This is a genomic window from Streptomyces sp. NBC_01016 (genome assembly GCF_026341035.1).
In the GTDB taxonomy this organism is placed as follows: Bacteria; Actinomycetota; Actinomycetes; order Streptomycetales; family Streptomycetaceae; genus Streptomyces.
Genome location: NZ_JAPEOQ010000001.1, coordinates 4,376,347 through 4,394,594, shown reverse-complemented (window position 1 = coordinate 4,394,594; position 18,248 = coordinate 4,376,347). Strand labels below are relative to the sequence as shown.

The following is an 18,248-nucleotide window of genomic DNA, read 5'->3' as shown; positions in this document are numbered from 1 at the left end:
GCCGTTCAGGCGCGTACCGCCCCGATCGGTTCGCTGTACTCAGGCGCGTACCAACCCGAGCGGTTCGCTCCCTCAGCCGCGTACCGCCCCGATCACCCCGCTCCCCTCATCCGCGCACCACCCCGATCAGCTCGCTCACGGTGCGCACCATCGCCTCGCGCGCCACCTTGAGGTACTTGCGGGAGTCGACCGCCTCCGGGTGCGCGGTGAGGAACTCGCGGATGGCGGACGTCATCGCGATGTTCAGGGCCGTCCCCACGTTGACCTTGGCGATGCCGCCGCGGACGGCCGCCGCCAGTTCGTCGTCGGGCACGCCGGACGAGCCGTGCAGCACCAGCGGCACGTCGAGGCCGTCGGCCAGCCGTTTGAGCAGGTCGTGGTCGAGCGTGGCGGTGCGGGTGGTCATCGCGTGCGAGGAGCCGACCGCGACGGCGAGCGCGTCCACGCCCGTGTCGGTGACGTAGGCGCGGGCCTCGCCGGGGTCGGTGCGGGCGCCGGGCGCGTGCGCGTCCAGGGGCGCGGCGCCGTCCTTGCCGCCGACCTGGCCCAACTCCGCTTCCACCCAAAGGCCGTTGGCGTGCCCCCAGTCGGCGGCGGCGCGGGTCGCGGCGAGGTTCTCGTCGTAGGGCAGCCGCGCGGCGTCGTACATCACCGAACCGAACCCGGCGTCGGCGGCCTGCCGCAGCAGTTCGTCGCTCTGTACGTGGTCCAGGTGCAGGCCCACGTCGACGCGCGCGGACTCGGCCGCCGCGACCGCGGCGCGGGCCAGCGGCAGGAGCCGGCCGTAGCGGTAGCGCACGGCGTTCTCGCTGATCTGGAGGATGACGGGGGCGTCCGCCGCCTCGGCGCCCGCGACGACCGCCTCGATGTGTTCGAGGGTGATCACGTTGAACGCGGCCACGGCGCCGCGCCGGGCCGCCGCCGCGCCGACGAGGGTCCCTGTTGCTGCGAGGGGCACTGCCCCTCCCTTCTCAAGTCCTGTACGGAGAGGGTCAGTTGGCGTCGAGGATCACCGAGCGGGTGAGGTGACGCGGGCGGTCCGGGTCGAGCTCCCTGCGGGCCGCGACGGCGACCGCGAGGCGCTGGGCGCGGACCAGTTCCGCCAGCGGGTCGAGGCGGCCCTCGATCCAGAGCCCACCGGTCGCGGCGACCTGCGCGGCAAGACCCTCGGGCGCCTCGCCGAGCATCCACGTCGCGGTGCCGGAGGTGGTGATGCTGATGGGGCCGTGGCGGTACTCCATCGCCGGGTACGCCTCGGTCCACGACAGGGACGCCTCGCGCATCTTGAGCGCCGCCTCGTTCGCGAGGCCGACCGTCCAGCCGCGGCCGAGGAAGGTGAACTGCTCGCAGTCCACGAGGCCTTCGGGCAGCGGCTCGGCGAGCGCCGTGCGCGCGTCCGCGACTGCCTGCTCCGAGTGCAGGCCCAGGTGCGCGCGGAGCAGCGTGAGGGCGGTGGTGGCGAAGCGGGTCTGGACGACCGACTGCTCGTCGGCGAAGTCGAGGACGACCAGGTCGTCCGCGGCGTCCGCGATCGGGGTGGCCGGGTCGCCGGTGATCGCCGTGGTGCGGGCCCTGCCCCGGTGGGCGGCGAGGAGGTCGAGGACCTCGGTGGTGGTGCCGGACCGGGTCAGCGCGATCACGTGGTCGTAGGAGCGGCCCACCGGGAACTCCGACGCGGCGAACGCGTCGGTCTCACCCTGCCCTGCCTGCTCGCGCAGCGCGGCTGCGGCCTGCGCCATGAACCACGAGGTGCCGCAGCCGACGATCGCCACCCGCTCCCCCGCCGCGGGCAGCGCCGCCTTGTGCCGGGTGGCGAGCCCGGCGGCCCGCGTCCAGCACTCCGGCTGGCTGTTCAGTTCGTTCTCGACGTGGCTTTCCTTGTGGCCCGTCCGGCCTTGGTCGTTGCTCATGCCGTGCCCCCACTCCGCGGTTGGTCACGCCTCTGGGGCGCGCTCACTGGATGCGTGTTCTTGCAAGATATAGCGAGCTTTCGCGCACAATCAAGCATTCGTGCGCATGCCGGTTAAGGTCGTGCCACCGACGTGCCACCGAATGCACCACCGCACGTACCGCCGAAACGAACGACGAGTTGGAGCCGCCGATGTCCCGCGACGCCCGCTGGAAGTCCCTCCTGGAACTGCTGGTCGAGCGCGGGCGCCTGGACGTGGAGGACGCGGCGAGCGAGCTCGGCGTCTCCGCCGCGACCATCCGCCGCGACTTCGACGGGCTCGCCGAGCAGCAGATGCTGGTGCGCACCCGCGGCGGCGCTGTCGTGCACGGCGTCAGCTATGAACTCCCGTTGCGCTACAAGTCCGCGCTCGGCGCCGCCGAGAAGCAGCGGATCGCGAAGGCCGTCGCGGAACTCGTCACGCCGGGTGAGGCGGTCGGCCTCACCGGCGGCACGACCACGACGGAGGTGGCGCGGGCGCTCGCCGTCCGGCCCGACCTCGCGTCCGGGACGCCCGCCCTGACGATCGTCACGAACGCGCTCAACATCGCCAACGAGCTCGCGGTGCGGCCCCAGTTCAAGATCGTGCTCACCGGCGGGGTCGCGCGCCCGCAGTCGTACGAGTTGATCGGCCCGCTCGCCGACGGCGTGCTCGGCCAGGTCACGCTCGACACGGCGGTGCTCGGCGTCGTCGGCCTCGACGTCACGCACGGCGCGTCCGCGCACGACGAGGCGGAGGCGGCGATCAACCGGATGCTGTGCGAGCGGGCGGAGCGCGTGGTGGTCGCGGCCGACTCCAGCAAGCTGGGCCACAGGGCGTTCGCCCGGATCTGCGACGTGGCGCAGGTGGACATCCTCGTCACGGACACGGCGGCGGACAAGGCGACGCTGGAGCGATTCGAAGAGGCGGGCGTGCGGGTGCTCACGGTGTGACCCGCGCGTGTCCCCACGTCACGGGGCTCCGCCCCGGACCCCGCGGGCTCGTGTCCCAAGAGCGGGCTTGATTGCCCCGGCACCCCGTCCTACTCTCACTTTGTGCCGCTACTGAACAAACTCCGGGCCGTCAGCGCCGACGACCCCCGCGCCGCGTCCCTGGCCCGCCTGCGCCTGGCCCTCACCGCGTTCTTCGCGCTCGACGGCTTCGTCTTCGCCGGCTGGGTGGTGCGCATCCCCGCCGTCAAGGCGCAGACCGGGGCGTCCGCGAGCGCCCTCGGCCTCGCGCTACTCGGCGTCTCCGCCGGTGCCGTCATCACGATGATGCTGACCGGGCGGCTGTGCCGGCGCTTCGGCTCGCACGCGGTGACCGTCGCGTGCGGTGTGCTGCTCCCGCTGACCGTGATCCTGCCGCCGCTCACGCACTCACCCCTCGCGCTCGGCCTCGTCCTGCTGGCGTTCGGGGCGGCGTACGGGGGCATCAACGTGGCGATGAACAGCGCCGCCGTCGACCTGGTCGGCGCCCTCGGCAGGCCGATCATGCCCAGCTTCCACGCCGCGTTCAGCCTCGGCGGCATGATCGGCTCGGGCCTCGGCGGACTGGTCGCGGCACACCTGACACCCACCAAACACCTGATGGCGATCGCCGTCATCGGCCTGGTCGTCACCGCGTGCGCCGCCCCGACACTGCTGCGCCACCCGGCACCGGGCCCCGTGGACCGTACGCCCGACACCGAGGCTCCCCGCACCAGCACGCGTATCGACAACCGCACCCGCCTCCTCGTCCTGGTCTTCGGGCTCATCGCGCTGTGCACGGCGTACGGCGAGGGGGCGCTGGCCGACTGGAGCGCGCTGCACATGGAGCAGGACCTGCACGCCCACCCGGGCATCGCGGCGGCCAGCTACTCGTGCTTCGCGTTCGCCATGACGATCGGCCGACTCACCGGCACGGCTCTGCTCGAACGGCTCGGCAGGACAAGGACGTTGGTGGCCGGCGGCCTCACCGGCGCGGTCGGCATGCTGCTCGGCTCGCTGGCGCCCACGGTGTGGCTCGCGCTGATCGGCTTCGCGATCACCGGGATCGGCCTCGCGAACCTCTTCCCCGTCGCGATCGAACGGGCCGGGGCGCTCGCCGGGCCCACGGGCGTCGCGGCCGCGTCCACGCTCGGCTACGGCGGCATGCTGCTCGGGCCGCCCGCGATCGGCTTCATGGCGGACTGGTTCTCGCTGTCCACGGCCCTGACGAGCGTGGCGCTGCTCGCCGCCGTGGCGGCCACGATCGGCTTCGCGACGCGACGCGTGGCGACGACGTAGACCAGGTATTGGAATTGGCTTGCGTTGACGCACACGTGTAGCGGCAGACTCCGCGTATGCAGATTGCCGAACACATTCGAATCGTCGACGACGAGGGCCAGTTGCTGGCCGCGGCCGCAGAAGAGGCGGGCGTCGACGCCAAGGTGTCGACGTGCCCCGGCTGGCAGGTGCGCGATCTCCTACGTCACCAGGGTGCGGTGCACCGCTGGGCGACCTCGTACGTGGCGCAGGGCCAGCTCAAGCCGCACGGGATCGACCAGCACGACACCGCACTGGACGGCGCCGACCTGCTCTCCTGGTTCCGCGAGGGACACCGGCAGCTCGTCGACACACTGACGAACGCGCGGCCCGACGTGGACTGCTGGGCCTTCCTCCCGGCCCCCTCGCCGTTGGCGTTCTGGGCCCGCCGCCAGGCGCACGAGACGACGGTGCACCGCGTGGACGCGCAGTCGGCCCTGAACAGGGCCACGCACGACGAACCCGCCCCGATCACCCCGGAGTTCGCGGTCGACGGCATCGACGAGCTGCTCACCGGTTTCCACGCCCGGGGGCGCAGCAGGGTGCGCTCGGACGTTCCCAGGATCCTGCGCGTACGGGCCACGGACGCCGGCCCGGACGCCGTGTGGACGGTGCGGATCACGCAGCATCCGCCGGCCGCCGAGCGCGGTGTCTCGGGCGAGGCGGAGTGCGAACTCACCGGTCCCGCCGCGCGGTTGTACCTGGCGCTGTGGAACCGGCTGCCGTTCCCGGATGTGAGCGGGGACTCCGCGCTCGCCGCGCTCTGGCGGGAGCACTCCGGGGTCTAGCATGCGGCGCCGCGATCGGTCTCAGCCCAGCCATCCCGGCCGCACGAGTCCCGACTCGTAGGCGAGGACGACGAGTTGGGCCCGGTCGCGGGCGCCCAGCTTCACCATCGTGCGGCTCACATGGGTCTTCGCGGTGAGCGGGCTGACGACGAGGCGGCGGGCGATCTCCTCGTTGGACAGGCCGATGCCGACGAGCGCCATCACCTCCCGCTCCCGCTCCGTCAGTTCGTCGAGCGGCGCGGCGGCCGCCGGCTCCTTCGAGCGCGCCGCGAACTCGGCGATCAGGCGCCGGGTGACGCCCGGCGAGAGCAGCGCGTCGCCATGGACAACTGCCCTTACGGCGCGCAGCAGTTCCTCCGGCTCGGTGTCCTTGACGAGGAACCCGGAAGCCCCGGAGCGGATGGCCTCGAAGACGTACTCGTCGAGTTCGAAGGTGGTGAGCATGACCACCTTCACCGCCTCCAGGTCCGCGTCCGCGCCGATCCGGCGGGTCGCCGCGAGGCCGTCGAGCAGCGGCATGCGGATGTCCATGAGCACGACGTCGGGGCGCAGTTCGCGCACCAGGCGCACCGCTTCCTCGCCGTCCGCCGCCTCGCCCGCGACCTCGATGTCGCTCTGCGCGTCGAGCAGCGCCCGGAACCCGGCGCGGACGAGCGACTGGTCGTCGGCGAGCAGTACGCGGATCACTGGAGCTCCTCCGGTGCGGCGGCGGTCGTGGTGAGCGGGAGCCGGGCAACGACGCGAAAACCTCCGTCGGCGCGCGGGCCCGCCTCGATCGTGCCACCGAGGGCGGCGGCGCGCTCGCGCATTCCGGCGAGCCCGTTGCCGCTGCCGCCCGCGTCGGCGTGGGTCGAGGGCCCGTCGTCGTCGACGGTGAGCGTCAACGCGTCGCCCCCGTACGACAGTTGCACGCGCGCGTGGCGTGAGCCCGAGTGCCGTACGACGTTGGTGAGCGCTTCCTGCACGATACGGAACGCGGCGAGGTCCGCGCCCGGCGGCAGCGTGGCCCGCGGCCCCTCGGTGGTGACGTCGACGGTGAGCCCGGCGCCCGCGGCCTGGTCGACGAGTTCCGGGAGGCGGTCGAGGCCGGGTGCGGGTGCGCGGGGCGCGTCGCCGGGGGTCCGGAGGGTGTCGAGGACCTGCCGCACCTCTCCCAGCGCCTCCTTGCTCGCGCTCTTGATGGTGGTCAGCGCGGTGCGTGCCTGCTCCGGGTCGGTGTCGAGAAGGGCGAGCCCGACGCCCGCCTGCACGTTGATCACGGAGATGGAGTGGGCGAGCACGTCGTGGAGTTCGCGGGCGATGCGCAGGCGTTCCTCGTCGGCCCGCCGCTTGGCCGCCTTCTCCCGCTCCACGCGCGCGTGCTCCCACTGTTCGCGCCGCACCCTCGCCAGCTCGGCGATCGCCATGATCGCCAGCACCCAGGCCGCGACGATCCCCTCCTGCGCCCACGGGGCGGGCCCGTCGCCCGAGGGCGGCAGATACGCGTACAGCCAGTGCCCGATGAGCAGATGCCCCAGCCAGAGCACCCCGGCCACGCCCCACGCCGCCCACCGGCGCCCCGCCACGATCGCGGAGAAGCACGCGAGGGCCACGAGCAGGAACACAGGACCGTACGGATATCCGGCGCCCAGGTACACAGTCACGCACGCCGTCGTGCCGAACGCGACGGCGACCGGGTACCGCTGGCGCCACAGGAGCAGTACACCCCCGACGAGCATCAGCAGCCGCGCGAACACATCCAGGTCCGCGCGCTCGCCCACCTGCCCGTGCGCGGCGAAGTTGGTCCCCACGAGGACGAACGCGGTGACGAGCAGCGTGGACCGCCACGGCCACCGCCGGTCGCCCTCGACGGACCCGCGCCCCCACCGGTCGCGCAGCCACGGTGGCCCGCCCCACTGCCGGGGCGGGCCACCGTCACGTACGCGCTGCTCGTCCATGCCGCCACGCTAAGCGCCCCGGGCGGCGTCGGGCGTCCGCCGTGCGAGGTGATCACGTGTACTTCCGCGGGAGTACGGCTACCCGGGGAGCCCGACGTCCTGGGCGAGCCGCGACACGGCGTGGGCGAAGAAGGCGGATCGGTCGTCGACGACGCGGTTGAACTGGCCGAACAGCTCGAAACCGATGAGCCCGAACAGTTGCGCCCACGCGGCGACGAGCGCGGCCACCACCCCCGGTGGCAGGTCCGGCGCGAGATCCGCGGCCATGCGCTCGGCCTCGGCCCGCAGCGCGCCGGAGAGCTCGGGCGGCGTCACGCCGCCGCCCTGGTGCGCGTCGCGGACGATCCCCATGAGCAGTTGCCCGACGCGCGCGGCGGCCCTGACCGTGGTGTCCGGAGCCGTATATCCGGGCACGGGCGACCCGTAGATGAGGGCGTACTCGTGCGGGTACGTCAGAGCCCAGTCCCGTACCGCCCCGCACACGGCGCTCCAGCGCTCAGTGGCCGCCGACGTCCGGACGAAGCCGACGTCGGCGCCTTCGGCGGCCTCGCCGAGGGCGTCGTACGCGTCGATGATGAGCGCGGTCAGCAGGTCGTCACGGCTGGGGAAATAGCGGTACAGGGCCGATGAGACCATGCCGAGTTCCCGGGCCACAGCGCGCAGCGAGAGCTTGGCCGCGCCACTCTCGGCGAGCTGTCTGCGCGCCTCGTCCTTGATGGCGGTGGTGATCTCTTGCCGGGCGCGGGCGCGGGCTCCCTGGGCGGCACTCGTGGCTCGTGGGGGTGTGCTGCGGCGCGTACTCATGGTTCGAGTGTTCCACGGATATGGAGCGGTGCACACATCACAGTGCGGCGCTCAAAAAAGAGAGCACCGCTCTTGCTTTGGATCATCAAACCCGTGCAGACTGCTCTCAAGCGAGAGCACCGCTCTCGAAATCACTCCGGGGGTCGCCATGACCGCACAGTCCGAGCCTTACTACCTGAAGGCCAACCCGACTGCCGTCCGCCTGAACCGGGTCATCGGCTGGCTGGCCCGCCGCGGACTCAGCCTCGCCGGCTCCGCGGAGCTCTCCGTCCGCGGCCGCAAGAGCGGCGAGATGCAGCGCATCCCGGTCAACCCGCACACGTACGAGGGCAAGCAGTACCTGATCTCGGCGCGCGGCCACTCGCAGTGGGTGAAGAACATGCACGCCGCGGGCGGCGGCGAGCTGCGGGTGGGCCGCAAGGTCCGCACGTTCGAGGCCGTCGAGCTGTCCGACGACGACCTCAAGCGCGACGTGCTGCGCACGTACCTGGAGCGGTGGGGCTGGCAGGTGAACGACTACTTCAAGGGCGTCACGGCGAAGTCGACGGACGCCGAGCTGTCCGCCGCTCTGCCGGACCACCCGGTCTTCCGCGTCACGGTCAAGTGACCGTGACGCGGCCCGGAGCACGGTCAAGTGACCGTCATCGGTCGAGCCGCGACAGTGCCCGCCCCGCCATCGGATGCGTCCGCACGAGCTCGCCCAGGGAGGACGAGCCCCGCGTGATCCTCGCGAACGCGTTCCACGCGGGGCGCACCGAGGTGAGTACCGCGTGCAGCAGCCCCGGCTTGCGCTCGAAGACGGCCAACATGCTCTTGCCGACGGCCATTTCGACGCCGAGCCCGGCCTTGACGGCGAACGCGTAGTTCAGCGCCTGGCGCCGCGCGTCCACCGCGTCGTGCGCCTCGGCGACGCGCACCGCCCACTCCCCCGCGAGCCGCCCCGAGCGCAGCGCGAACGAGATGCCCTCCCGGGTCCACGGCTCCAGGAGTCCCGCCGCGTCGCCGCACACCAGGACGCGGCCGCGCGAGAGCGGCGAGTCGTCGGCGCGGCAGCGCGTCAGGTGCCCGGACGAGATCGAAGGATCGAAGCCGGCGAGCCCGAGGCGCGCGATGAAGTCCTCCAAGTACCGCTTGGTGGCGGCGCCTTCCCCCTTCGCCGAGATCACGCCCACGGTGAGGGTGTCGCCCTTCGGGAACACCCACCCGTAACTGCCGGGAATCGGCCCCCAGTCGATGAGGACCCGCCCCTGCCAGTCCTCGGCGACGCTCTGCGGTACCGGGATCTCCGCCTCGAGGCCGAGGTCGACCTGGTCCATCTCCACGCCGACATGCGCGCCGATCCGGCTCGCGCTGCCGTCGGCGCCGACCACGGCCCGCGCCAGGATCGTCTCGCCGCCCTGCAGCCCGACCGCGACGGTACGCCGGTCGGGCACGGCGCTGCCGTGCTGCTCGACGCTCGTCACCGTGACACCGGTGCGCAGCTCGGCGCCCGCCTTCTGGGCATGCTCGACGAGCTGGGCGTCGAACTCGGGCCGGTTGATGAGCCCGAACAGCATCTTCTTGGAGCGCCGGGTGCGGGTGTACCTGCCGTTCAGGGAGAACGTCACCGCGTTGATCCGGTCCTTGAACGGCAGCACGAAGCCGGGCGGCAGCGAGTCCCGCGAAGGGCCGATGATGCCGCCGCCGCACGTCTTGTAGCGGGGCAGTTCGGCCTTCTCCAGGAGCAGCACCCGACGCCCCGCGCTCGCGGCCGCGTACGCGGCGGAGGCGCCGGCCGGGCCCGCGCCCACGACGACGACGTCCCACACACTCCCGGAGGGCCCGCCGTCGCCCGTCTCGTTGCCGTCCGTGCCGTCCGTCGCCGGATTCTCGCTGCTCACGATGGTCTGCTGCTCCCGTTTCGGCCATCTTGGAATGCCTGCCGCACCTGTCCCAGGCATCCTACGGCGGGCAGTGCGTCGGCCCTCTATGGGAGGATCTTCCGCACACCCTGCACAACGTCGCACCTACGAGGAGCGTGCCCATGTCGCCGCATCCGATCGCCGAGACCGTCGCCTCGCTCATGCCGAGGGCCAAGACGGAGCTGACCGAACTGGTCGCTTTCAAGTCGGTGGCGGACTTCGAGCAATACCCGAAGAGCGAGAGCGAGGGCGCCGCGAACTGGGTCGCCGACGCACTGCGCTCGGAGGGTTTTCAGGACGTCGCACTGCTCGACACCCCGGACGGCACGCAGTCGGTGTACGGATTCCTGCCCGGCCCCGCGGGTGCGCCCACGGTGCTGCTGTACGCGCACTACGACGTACAGCCGACGCTGGACGAGTCGGCGTGGGTGACACCCCCGTTCGAACTGACGGAGCGCGCGGACGGCCGCTGGTACGGGCGCGGATCGGCCGACTGCAAGGGCGGCGTGCTGCTTCACCTGCTGGCGATCCGCGCGCTGAAGGCGAACGGCGGGGTGCCGGTCAACGTCAAGGTGATCGCGGAGGGTTCCGAGGAGCAGGGCACGGGCGGCCTGGAGCGCTACGCCGAGCAGCACCCCGAACTGCTCACCGCCGACACGATCGTCATCGGCGACGCGGGCAACTTCCGCGTCGGCCTGCCGACCGCGACGGCGACCCTGCGCGGCATGACGCTGGTCCGCGTCCAGGTCGACACCCTCGAAGGCAACCTGCACTCCGGCCAGTTCGGCGGCGCCGCACCGGACGCGCTCGCCGCCCTGGTCCGCGTCCTGGACTCGCTGCGCGCCGAGGACGGCTCGACGACCATCGAAGGACTGGACTCCGCGGAGTCCTGGGACGGCCTGCAGTACGACGAGGAAACGTTCCGCAAGGACGCGAAGGTGCTCGACGGCGTCGGCCTGATCGGATCCGGCACGGTCGCCGACCGCATCTGGGCGCGCCCCGCCGTCACCGTCCTCGGCATCGACAGCCCGCCCGTCGTCGGCGCGACGCCGTCCGTGCAGGCGGGTGCCCGCGCGCTGATCAGCCTGCGCGTCCCGCCGGGCGTCGACGCCTCGGAGGCCACGAAGCTCCTCATGGCGCACATCGAGGCGCACACCCCGTGGGGCGCCCGGGTCGCGGTCGAACAGGTCGGCCAGGGCCAGCCGTTCCGCGCGAACACCTCGAGCCCCGCGTACGCGGCGATGGCCGACGCCATGGCGCAGGCGTACGACGGACAGGAGATGCAGTACGCGGGCCAGGGCGGCTCGATCCCGTTGTGCAACACGCTCGCCTCGCTCTACCCGGAGGCGGAGATCCTGCTCATCGGCCTGAGCGAGCCGGAGGCCCAGATCCACGCGGTCAACGAGTCGGTGTCCCCGGAGGAGCTGGAGCGTCTCTCGGTGGCGGAGGCCCTGTTCCTTCAGAAGTACGCGGCCGCCAACTGACCCCGCACACCGCGTCTCTGCCCTGAGCCAAGTCGTACGCGGCTCGGGGCAGGGGGCTCGTACGGTCGCGGCATGGACACCACCGACGCGTACCCGGTCACCGGGACCATCGACGTCACACCCCGGCTCCGGTTGCTGCGGTTCGCCGTCGGCCAGGCCTATCTCTGGCGCGACGCGGCCGGGTTGACGCTCATCGACGCGGGCGCGGTCGGCGCGGCGCGTCCCGTCGCCGACGCCGTACGCGCGTGGGGGCACGAACCCGGCGACGTACGGCGGATCGTGCTCACGCACTTCCACGAGGACCATGCGGGCGGGGCCGGGGAGTTCGCGCGCCTCAGCGGGGCCGAGGTGTCGGCACACCGGCTCGACGCACCCTATGTGCGCGGCGAGGCGGTGGGGCCCGAGCCGGTCCACGAGGACTGGGAACGTCCCCTTCACGCGCAAGCGCTGGCCCAACTCCCGCCGCGTCCGGCCGACCCTGTGCTCCCTTACTACGTAAGGGAGTTGGACGACGGTGACGTGCTCGACTTCGGTGACGGGGCGCACGTGGTCGCGGCGCCCGGACACACCGAGGGGTCGATCGCGGTCCATCTCCCCCGGCACGGCGTGCTGTTCACCGGCGACGCGATCGCGGCGTCACCGCTGGACGGGCAGGTGATGCTCGGCGTGTTCAACCTGGACAAGGAGCGGGCGATCGCCTCCTACCGGCGGCTCGCCGGGCTCGACAGCGAGGTGGCCTGCTTCGGGCACGGCGATCCGGTGGTGGGCGGCGCGGGCGCGGCGCTGCGGGCGGCGGTGGCGCGCGCTCACCCCACCGGCACCCCGGCCTCCAAGTAGTGGGCGGCGCCGCGTTCGCGCGCCCTGAGGGCCCAGCGCAGCCGCTCGAACCGTACGGGCGGCAGCAGCACGGCCGCCTCGCTCTCCGTCACGAAGCGCCATGCGCGCAACTCGGGCCCCGGTAGCAGCACTTCGTGAGCCCGCGAGCCCATGAGCCGGCCGCCGTCGAAGAGGAGCCGCAGGCCGCCGTAGCCGGGCGGCACGGGTGCCTCCCAGTCGACGACCAACAGCCGTGGCACGTCGTCGAGTTGGATCCCCGTCTCCTCCGCCACCTCACGCACGCCCGCGCGCGCGGGCGCCTCGCCCGCCTCGACGACACCGCCGGGGAACTCCCAGCCCGGCTTGTACGTGGGGTCGACGAGCAGCACCCGGTCCTCGTCGTCGAAGAGCAGCACACCCGCGGCGACCGTCTCCGCAGTGGGCTCGGGCGTCTGCACGATGTCGCAGGACGGCGCGTCCCCGGTGCGCAGCGCCGCGGCGATCCGGACGGCGGTCTCGTACGGGGACAGGGCGCTGTTGTCGACGGGGTAGGCGTCGGCGGTGAGCCAGCCGGCGAGCGCGGCCCGGTACGGCTCGATGTCGGCGGGGGCCTCTCCGGCAGGGTCACGGGCGCGCAGGATCGTTTCCCCAGGAGCAAGGAGCACATGACACACAGGAATCCGCCGGGCCGCGAGCCCACCGAAGACCTCGTCGCGGTACTCCTCACGGAGCAGCCCCATCGGCACCACGAGCACGCCACCCAGCTCGGCGAGGAGCGCCGCGGCGGTGTCGACGACGAGGCGCCGCCAGATCGGCAGGTCCTGATGGTCGCTCACCTCGGCAAGGCGCTTGGCGGGCAGCAGTCGCTCCAGCTCCCCGTCGATCACCTCGGGGTCGAAGAGTGTGCAGTCGGGGATCAGGTCGATCAACTCCCGCGCCGCGGTGGTCTTCCCCGCGCGGGACGCCCCGTTGATCCAGACGATCACGGCTCCCCCTCATCCATCGGCCCCCTGTGGCTTGCCCGCAACACCCTGTCACGGAAACCAGCCGCTGATGAGGGGATCGATGTATGGACCAGCGACCTCTCGGGGGAGTTTGAAGGCGGGCCCCAGGGCCCGTCGTACGGAGAGCCCGCCCACCACCCAGGGAAGTCGCGGCAGGCGGGCTCTCCGTACCAGGCGGTCGCACGCCATGACACCGCCCGCGCGACTCCGGGTATCGGGGGAGCCCCGGAGTCGCACGCGAGAGACCCGTCGGCCGGATGACGCCCACCGCTGCCCGACGGTCGACGACCGGCCCTGATCATGACCTCCCGCGTTTTCTTCGAGCCAGTCAAGCGCGCCCCGGCGGAGTGCGACACCGTGTGTGCACGTCCGGTGACGGTGCGGAGTTCACACGGGGTGTGCACAGAACACACGGGTAGCGCCCTTAGCGGAACAACCCCGAACGTCAAGTGATTTCGCAGTTATTCACCCCATCAAGTGACGTGGGCTGCTCAGGAATCGTTACGCCTCCACAGCGAGGGAATCCTCCGACTAGCGTGATCGACCAGGCACCCTGGACCCCGGTGGCCTCGTTCCGCCCGCCCGGTACCGTCCTCGGACCCGGCCGGGCTCGTGACCCGGGGGGCCAAATGCTACAGAGCGGGCAACAGGACTGCGCCTTCAGCGCTTTCGGAGCCATCGACATCACGTCCGCGCTTGAGGACGGCACCCCCGCACCCCGGTTGCGTACCGTCGGGGACTGCGTCGTGGTCGAACTGACCGACGAGATCGACATTTTGACGTTCCATCAGATCTCCCCGATCCTCAACTCGGTGGCAGCCAAGCCCTACCGCGTGCTGGTCGTCGACCTGACCGGCACCACGTTCTTCGACTGCTCCGGCCTCAGGCTCCTGGAGCGCGCCGCGGAGAGGGCCCGCGAGCACGACGGCCGCGTCACCGTGGTCTGCCGCCACCGCCTCACCCTCCGCCTCATTTCCCTGGCCGGACTGACCGGGCTGCTGGCGCCGGCCTGGACGGTGGGCGAGGCGGTGCGCAGGGACCGCCAGCTGCCCGGATAGTGGACAGCGACGGAGGGCATGGCGGGTCTTTCCGTACGCGTGGCGGTCTTCCGTACGTGTGGCGGTCCGTCCGTACGTGACGACGGTGTGCCCGCCGGTGCCTCAAACCGCCTGCCGGCGCACCCCGTTCACACTCGGACCCACGCGCAGCGCCGCTGCCGCCGCGCCCACGAGACCGGCGTCCGTGCCCGTCGACGCCGGCGCCACCGTGAGGCCCTGCACGAAGGACAGCGTGGCGTAGTCGCGCAGTGCGCGACGCAGGGGCGTGAACAGCACGTCGCCGGCCTTTGCCACGCCACCGCCGATCACCGCGATGTCGATCTCCACGAGCGTCGCCGTCGCCGCGATACCGGCCGCGAGCGCCTGTGCCGCGCGCTCGAAGGAGGCGATCGCCACCGGGTCACCGGCGCGGGCCGCGCGGGCCACGGCGGCGGCCGTGGCGTCTCCGTCGGACCCCGGCTGCCAGCCCTCGGCGAGGGCGCGACGGGCGATGTTGGGACCGCTGGCGATGCGCTCGACGCAGCCGCGCGCGCCGCACGGGCACGGGTCGCCGTCGAGGTCGACGCTGATGTGGCCGATGTGCCCGGCGTTGCCCGTCGGGCCGGGGTGCAGTTCGCCGCCGAGGATCAGGCCGCCGCCGACACCGGTCGACACGACCATGCACAGCGCGTTGTCGTGGCCCTGGGCCGCGCCCTGCCAGTGCTCGGCGGCCGTGATCGCCACGCCGTCGCCGATCAGCTCGACGGGCAGCTCGCCCGTCACCTCGCGAACCCGGTCGACCAGCGGAAACCCGCGCCAGCCCGGCACGTTGACCGGACTGACCGTGCCTCGCGAGCGGTCCACGGGTCCGGCGCTGCCGATGCCCACGGCGCGTACCCGCGGCCACAGGTCGGAGGCCGTGAGCTCGCCGAGCACCTCCACCACCGCGCCCATCACCGTCTCGCCGTCCTCCTGCGCGAGGGTCGGCCGCTGCGCTCGCAGAAGGAGGTGGCCCCGGTCGTCCACAAGGGCACCGGCGATCTTGGTGCCGCCGATGTCGAGCGCGGCGACGAGGTCCATGTGCATCAGTGTCTGTTCCCCTGGAAAGGCAGGTCGGATGGGCGGCTGCGAGTGGACAACCGATCAGTGATGGACAGTCTCTCTCGCATCTGACAACGTTGTCCAGGCCCTATGCTCGACGCCACACGCCGGGACGACAGGACAGGACAGCGCACAGTGGACCGTACCGCCCGCCGCACCGAGAACCGCTACGGCAACCGACCGACGATGAAGGACGTCGCCGCGCGGGCCGGGGTCGGCCTGAAGACGGTCTCCCGCGTCGTCAACGCGGAGCCGGGTGTCACCGAGGACACCGAGCGCCGCGTACAGGAGGCGATCGCCGCGCTCGGCTTCCGGCGCAACGACAGCGCACGCGTCCTGCGCAAGGGACGTACGGCGAGCATCGGACTCGTCCTGGAGGATCTGGCCGACCCGTTCTACGGGCCGCTCAGTCGCGCCGTCGAGGAGGTCGCGCGGGCGCACGGGGCGCTGCTGATCAACGGGTCGAGCGCCGAGGACCCGGAGCGGGAGCAGGAGTTGGTGCTCGCGCTGTGCGCGCGGCGCGTGGACGGGCTCGTGGTGATCCCCGCGGGCACCGACCACCAGTACCTGGCGCCGGAGATCGCGGCCGGTGTCGCGACCGTCTTCGTGGACCGGCCCGCAGGGAAGATCGACGCGGACGTGGTGCTGTCCGACAACTTCGGTGGCGCGCGCGACGGTGTCGCCCACCTCATCGCCCAGGGCCACCGCCGGATCGGCTTCATCGGCGACCAGCCCCGCATCCACACGGCGATCGAGCGTGTGCGCGGGTACCGGGCGGCCATGGAGGACGCCGGGCTCGCCGTCGACGACCGGTGGGTGTCGCTCGGTGCCACCGAACCCGAGCGGGTGCGGCGGGCGGCCGAGGACATGCTCACGGGCCCCGACCCGGTCACGGCGATCTTCTCGGGCAACAACCGTGTGACGGTCACGGCCGTCCGCGTCCTGTCCGAACACGAACGCCCCGTGGCCCTGGTCGGCTTCGACGACATCGAGCTGGGCGACCTGCTGAAGCCGGGCGTGACGGTCGTGTCGCAGGACGCGGCGCAGCTGGGCCGCACGGCGGCGGACCGTCTCTTCCTTCAGCTGGACGGGGCGGCGCTGCCGCCCGAGCGGATAGAGCTGACGACGCGCCTGATCCAGCGCGGCTCGGGCGAACTGCCGCCCTCCGACTGAGCGGACGCGGGGGCGGTCGGTTCAGGGCCTAGTGCTCGATCAGACCGCCCACCGGCACCGGCGCGACGTGGCCGGTCGCCGGAGTGGTCAGCGCCAGGGCGAGACCGATGTCGAGCAGCGAGGAGCGGGCGAGGGCCGCGACGTCGGCGAGCGGTGTCCAGAGCGACTCGGCCGTGTCCCCGTTGGGTTCGGGCCGCAGCGTTCCGCCGGTGATCCGGACCGCGTAGAAGACGCCGACGTTGTGCAGCGGAGGTGATCCGGGCACGCGGCGCTCCGCCGCGGGCACGACCCGCGAGTCCACGCCCAGCAGCCGTTCGACCTCGCCCGTCAGGCCGGTCTCCTCGGCGACCTCGCGGACCACCGCGTCCACGGGGTCCTCCGCGCCCTCGACGCGCCCGCCGGGCAGCGTCCAGGTCCGCTTTCCGTCGGGCTTGACGGCGTGCGCCAGCAGCACCCGCCCGTCCTCGATGCACACGGCGTAGGCCGCCAGCCGTAGATCCATCCCGGGAGACTAGGCGCGCGCGGGTGCCGAACGCACCGCTGCCCTCCCCCGGCCGTCCCCGGGGAAGGGCAGCGACGAACTGTGTGTCCTACTCCGCCGTGGCCGTCAGGTCGCCGCGGCGCGGGGCCGAGTAGCCCTCCAGGTCGGCGCGGGTGAGGCCGGAGCGGCGGGCGACCTCGGCGACGTCGAGCGCGCCGCAGTCGAGGCCGCGCAGCAGGTAGCCGGCGAGGGCCTTCGCGGTGGCGGGCTCGTCGGCGATGTCGCCCTCGGCCTGGTTGGCGTAGGCCGACAGGCGCGCGGCGGCGGCCTCGAAGCCCTCGCGGTAGAAGGCGAAGACGGCGGCGTAGCGCGTCGGGATGTGGCCCGGGTGCATGTCCCAGCCCTGGTAGTAGGCGCGGGCGAGGGCGCGCCGGGTGAGGCCGAAGTGCAGGCGCCAGGCGTCGTGCACCTTGGCGGTGGAGCCGACGGGCAGCACGTTCGTCGAGCCGTCCGAGACGCGGACCCCGGTTCCGGCGGCGGCGACCTGCATGACCGCCTTCGCGTAGTCGGCGGCCGGGTGGTCGCTGGCCTGGTACGCGGCGGAGACGCCGAGGCAGGCGCTGTAGTCGAAGGTGCCGTAGTGCAGGCCGGTCGCGCGACCCTCCGCCGCCTCGATCATGCGGGCCACCGTGGCGGTGCCGTCGCCGCCGAGGATGGACTGGCTGGTCTCGATCTGAATCTCGAAGCCGATCCGGCCGGCCTCGAGACCGTGCTGCTTCTCGAACGCCTCCAGGATCCGCACCATGGCGGTGACCTGCTCCGGGTACGTCACCTTGGGCAGGGTGAGCACGAGGCCCTCGGGCAGGCCGCCGTGCTCCATGAGGCCGGTGAGGAAGATGTCGAGGGTGCGGATGGCGCGGTCGCGGACCGCCTCCTCCATGCACTTCATGCGGATACCCATGTACGGGGCGGCCGTGCCGTTCGCGTACGCCTCGGCGATGACGCGGGCGGCGCGCGCGGCGGTCTCGTCCTCGTCGGCGTCGGAGGCGGGCCGGTAGCCGTCCTCGAAGTCGACCCGCAGGTCCTCCACCGGCTCGTGCTCCAGCTTCGCGCGTACGCGGCTGTAGACCGGCTCGGCGAGCTCCTCGCTCAGGCCGAGGACGGCGGCGAAGGAGGCGGCGTCCCGGGCGTGCTCGTCGAGCTGCGCGAGCGCCTTGTCGCCCCAGGTGCGGATGGTCTCGGCGTCGAAGGCGTCACCGGGGACGTACACCGTGTGGACGGGCTGACGGGTGCCGGGGTCTCCCGGGTAGCGGCGGGCGAGCTCCGCGTCGACCGGGGCGAGTGAGGCGCTGATGCTCTCGCTGACCGCGCCCGCGAGGCTCGTCGACACCTTCTCCTGCTGACCCATTCGTGCACTCTCCATATGCTCGATGTTTCCACTTCACGGAATCAACAATCCGTATAGCGAAGTTAACCGTCGGCGTGATCGGCGTCAATGGGTCTTTTTCG

18 protein-coding genes are annotated in these 18,248 nt (G+C 72.3%); 8 read left to right on the top strand and 10 right to left on the bottom strand.

Features of this window, described 5'->3' with window-relative positions; genetic code table 11:
• Positions 1–106 precede the first annotated feature (106 nt).
• Positions 107–958 carry a class II fructose-bisphosphate aldolase gene (locus OG746_RS19665; RefSeq protein ID WP_266716234.1) on the bottom strand — a complete coding sequence of 284 codons (852 nt, stop codon included), beginning with the start codon at positions 956–958 and terminating at the stop codon, positions 107–109.
• A 34-nt stretch (positions 959–992) separates the two neighbouring features.
• A complete protein-coding gene (locus tag OG746_RS19660) occupies positions 993–1,910 on the bottom strand; it encodes an SIS domain-containing protein (RefSeq protein ID WP_266716232.1) in 918 nt (305 codons plus the stop codon).
• 191 nt (positions 1,911–2,101) lie between these two features.
• On the opposite strand from OG746_RS19660, the gene OG746_RS19655 reads away from it, so the two are divergent.
• From OG746_RS19655 to OG746_RS19645, 3 genes are all read left to right on the top strand, one after another.
• Entirely contained in the window at positions 2,102–2,881 is a 780-nt protein-coding gene (locus tag OG746_RS19655; RefSeq protein ID WP_266716230.1) for a DeoR/GlpR family DNA-binding transcription regulator, read from the top strand.
• Positions 2,882–2,983: 102 nt separating this feature from the next.
• Positions 2,984–4,195, top strand: coding sequence for an MFS transporter (locus OG746_RS19650; RefSeq protein WP_524540434.1), 1,212 nt, complete (start codon positions 2,984–2,986; stop codon positions 4,193–4,195).
• Positions 4,196–4,251: 56 nt separating this feature from the next.
• The gene (locus OG746_RS19645; RefSeq protein ID WP_266716229.1) at positions 4,252–5,001 is read left to right on the top strand and encodes a maleylpyruvate isomerase family mycothiol-dependent enzyme; all 750 of its coding nucleotides are present in this window, start codon (positions 4,252–4,254) and stop codon (positions 4,999–5,001) included.
• A 21-nt stretch (positions 5,002–5,022) separates the two neighbouring features.
• On the opposite strand, the gene OG746_RS19640 is transcribed toward OG746_RS19645, so the two are convergent.
• From OG746_RS19640 to OG746_RS19630, 3 genes are all read right to left on the bottom strand, one after another.
• The gene (locus tag OG746_RS19640; protein WP_266716228.1) at positions 5,023–5,688 is read right to left on the bottom strand and encodes a response regulator; all 666 of its coding nucleotides are present in this window, start codon (positions 5,686–5,688) and stop codon (positions 5,023–5,025) included.
• A complete protein-coding gene (locus OG746_RS19635; RefSeq protein ID WP_266716227.1) occupies positions 5,685–6,938 on the bottom strand; it encodes a sensor histidine kinase in 1,254 nt (417 codons plus the stop codon). Before OG746_RS19635 ends, OG746_RS19640 begins: the two co-directional genes overlap by 4 nt.
• Positions 6,939–7,016: 78 nt before the next feature.
• Complete coding sequence (locus OG746_RS19630; RefSeq protein ID WP_266716225.1) at positions 7,017–7,742, bottom strand: TetR/AcrR family transcriptional regulator; 726 nt, start codon at positions 7,740–7,742, stop codon at positions 7,017–7,019.
• 148 nt (positions 7,743–7,890) lie between these two features.
• Between OG746_RS19630 and OG746_RS19625 the strand changes: the two genes are divergently transcribed.
• A complete protein-coding gene (locus tag OG746_RS19625; protein ID WP_266716223.1) occupies positions 7,891–8,349 on the top strand; it encodes a nitroreductase/quinone reductase family protein in 459 nt (152 codons plus the stop codon).
• Positions 8,350–8,383: 34 nt separating this feature from the next.
• On the opposite strand, the gene OG746_RS19620 is transcribed toward OG746_RS19625, so the two are convergent.
• Positions 8,384–9,622: a geranylgeranyl reductase family protein gene (locus tag OG746_RS19620; protein WP_524540433.1), complete on the bottom strand. Its 1,239-nt coding sequence runs from the start codon at positions 9,620–9,622 to the stop codon at positions 8,384–8,386.
• Between the two features lie 143 nt (positions 9,623–9,765).
• Here OG746_RS19620 and OG746_RS19615 point away from each other — a divergent pair, with 143 nt between their 5' ends.
• The gene (locus tag OG746_RS19615; protein ID WP_266716219.1) at positions 9,766–11,127 is read left to right on the top strand and encodes a dipeptidase; all 1,362 of its coding nucleotides are present in this window, start codon (positions 9,766–9,768) and stop codon (positions 11,125–11,127) included.
• A 72-nt stretch (positions 11,128–11,199) separates the two neighbouring features.
• On the top strand, positions 11,200–11,964 hold the full coding sequence (locus tag OG746_RS19610) for an MBL fold metallo-hydrolase (RefSeq protein ID WP_266716217.1): 765 nt from the start codon (positions 11,200–11,202) through the stop codon (positions 11,962–11,964).
• Here OG746_RS19610 and OG746_RS19605 read toward each other — a convergent pair.
• The gene (locus OG746_RS19605) at positions 11,934–12,929 is read right to left on the bottom strand and encodes an NUDIX domain-containing protein (RefSeq protein WP_266716215.1); all 996 of its coding nucleotides are present in this window, start codon (positions 12,927–12,929) and stop codon (positions 11,934–11,936) included. The two genes, OG746_RS19610 and OG746_RS19605, sit on opposite strands and share 31 nt — an antisense overlap.
• Before the next feature lie 647 nt (positions 12,930–13,576).
• Between OG746_RS19605 and OG746_RS19600 the strand changes: the two genes are divergently transcribed.
• Complete coding sequence (locus OG746_RS19600) at positions 13,577–14,005, top strand: STAS domain-containing protein (RefSeq protein ID WP_266716213.1); 429 nt, start codon at positions 13,577–13,579, stop codon at positions 14,003–14,005.
• Between the two features lie 102 nt (positions 14,006–14,107).
• Here the strand turns inward: OG746_RS19600 and OG746_RS19595 are convergent, their stop codons facing one another.
• The gene (locus OG746_RS19595; RefSeq protein ID WP_266716211.1) at positions 14,108–15,070 is read right to left on the bottom strand and encodes an ROK family protein; all 963 of its coding nucleotides are present in this window, start codon (positions 15,068–15,070) and stop codon (positions 14,108–14,110) included.
• 105 nt (positions 15,071–15,175) lie between these two features.
• On the opposite strand from OG746_RS19595, the gene OG746_RS19590 reads away from it, so the two are divergent.
• Positions 15,176–16,258: a LacI family DNA-binding transcriptional regulator gene (locus tag OG746_RS19590; protein WP_266716209.1), complete on the top strand. Its 1,083-nt coding sequence runs from the start codon at positions 15,176–15,178 to the stop codon at positions 16,256–16,258.
• Positions 16,259–16,286: 28 nt separating this feature from the next.
• Here OG746_RS19590 and OG746_RS19585 read toward each other — a convergent pair whose 3' ends face one another.
• Entirely contained in the window at positions 16,287–16,760 is a 474-nt protein-coding gene (locus tag OG746_RS19585) for an NUDIX hydrolase (protein ID WP_266716207.1), read from the bottom strand.
• Positions 16,761–16,848: 88 nt separating this feature from the next.
• Complete coding sequence (locus OG746_RS19580; RefSeq protein ID WP_266719084.1) at positions 16,849–18,147, bottom strand: DUF6986 family protein; 1,299 nt, start codon at positions 18,145–18,147, stop codon at positions 16,849–16,851.
• Positions 18,148–18,248: the final 101 nt, after the last annotated feature.

Coding starts and splice junctions, on each gene's coding strand:
- OG746_RS19660 (WP_266716232.1), bottom strand. CDS start 1,910: ATGAGCAACGACCAAGGCCGGACGGGCCACAAGGAAAGCCACGTCGAG.
- OG746_RS19655 (WP_266716230.1), top strand. CDS start 2,102: ATGTCCCGCGACGCCCGCTGGAAGTCCCTCCTGGAACTGCTGGTCGAG.
- OG746_RS19645 (WP_266716229.1), top strand. CDS start 4,252: ATGCAGATTGCCGAACACATTCGAATCGTCGACGACGAGGGCCAGTTG.
- OG746_RS19635 (WP_266716227.1), bottom strand. CDS start 6,938: ATGGACGAGCAGCGCGTACGTGACGGTGGCCCGCCCCGGCAGTGGGGC.
- OG746_RS19630 (WP_266716225.1), bottom strand. CDS start 7,742: ATGAGTACGCGCCGCAGCACACCCCCACGAGCCACGAGTGCCGCCCAG.
- OG746_RS19625 (WP_266716223.1), top strand. CDS start 7,891: ATGACCGCACAGTCCGAGCCTTACTACCTGAAGGCCAACCCGACTGCC.
- OG746_RS19615 (WP_266716219.1), top strand. CDS start 9,766: ATGTCGCCGCATCCGATCGCCGAGACCGTCGCCTCGCTCATGCCGAGG.
- OG746_RS19610 (WP_266716217.1), top strand. CDS start 11,200: ATGGACACCACCGACGCGTACCCGGTCACCGGGACCATCGACGTCACA.
- OG746_RS19600 (WP_266716213.1), top strand. CDS start 13,577: ATGCTACAGAGCGGGCAACAGGACTGCGCCTTCAGCGCTTTCGGAGCC.
- OG746_RS19595 (WP_266716211.1), bottom strand. CDS start 15,070: ATGCACATGGACCTCGTCGCCGCGCTCGACATCGGCGGCACCAAGATC.
- OG746_RS19590 (WP_266716209.1), top strand. CDS start 15,176: ATGCTCGACGCCACACGCCGGGACGACAGGACAGGACAGCGCACAGTG.
- OG746_RS19585 (WP_266716207.1), bottom strand. CDS start 16,760: ATGGATCTACGGCTGGCGGCCTACGCCGTGTGCATCGAGGACGGGCGG.
- OG746_RS19580 (WP_266719084.1), bottom strand. CDS start 18,147: ATGGGTCAGCAGGAGAAGGTGTCGACGAGCCTCGCGGGCGCGGTCAGC.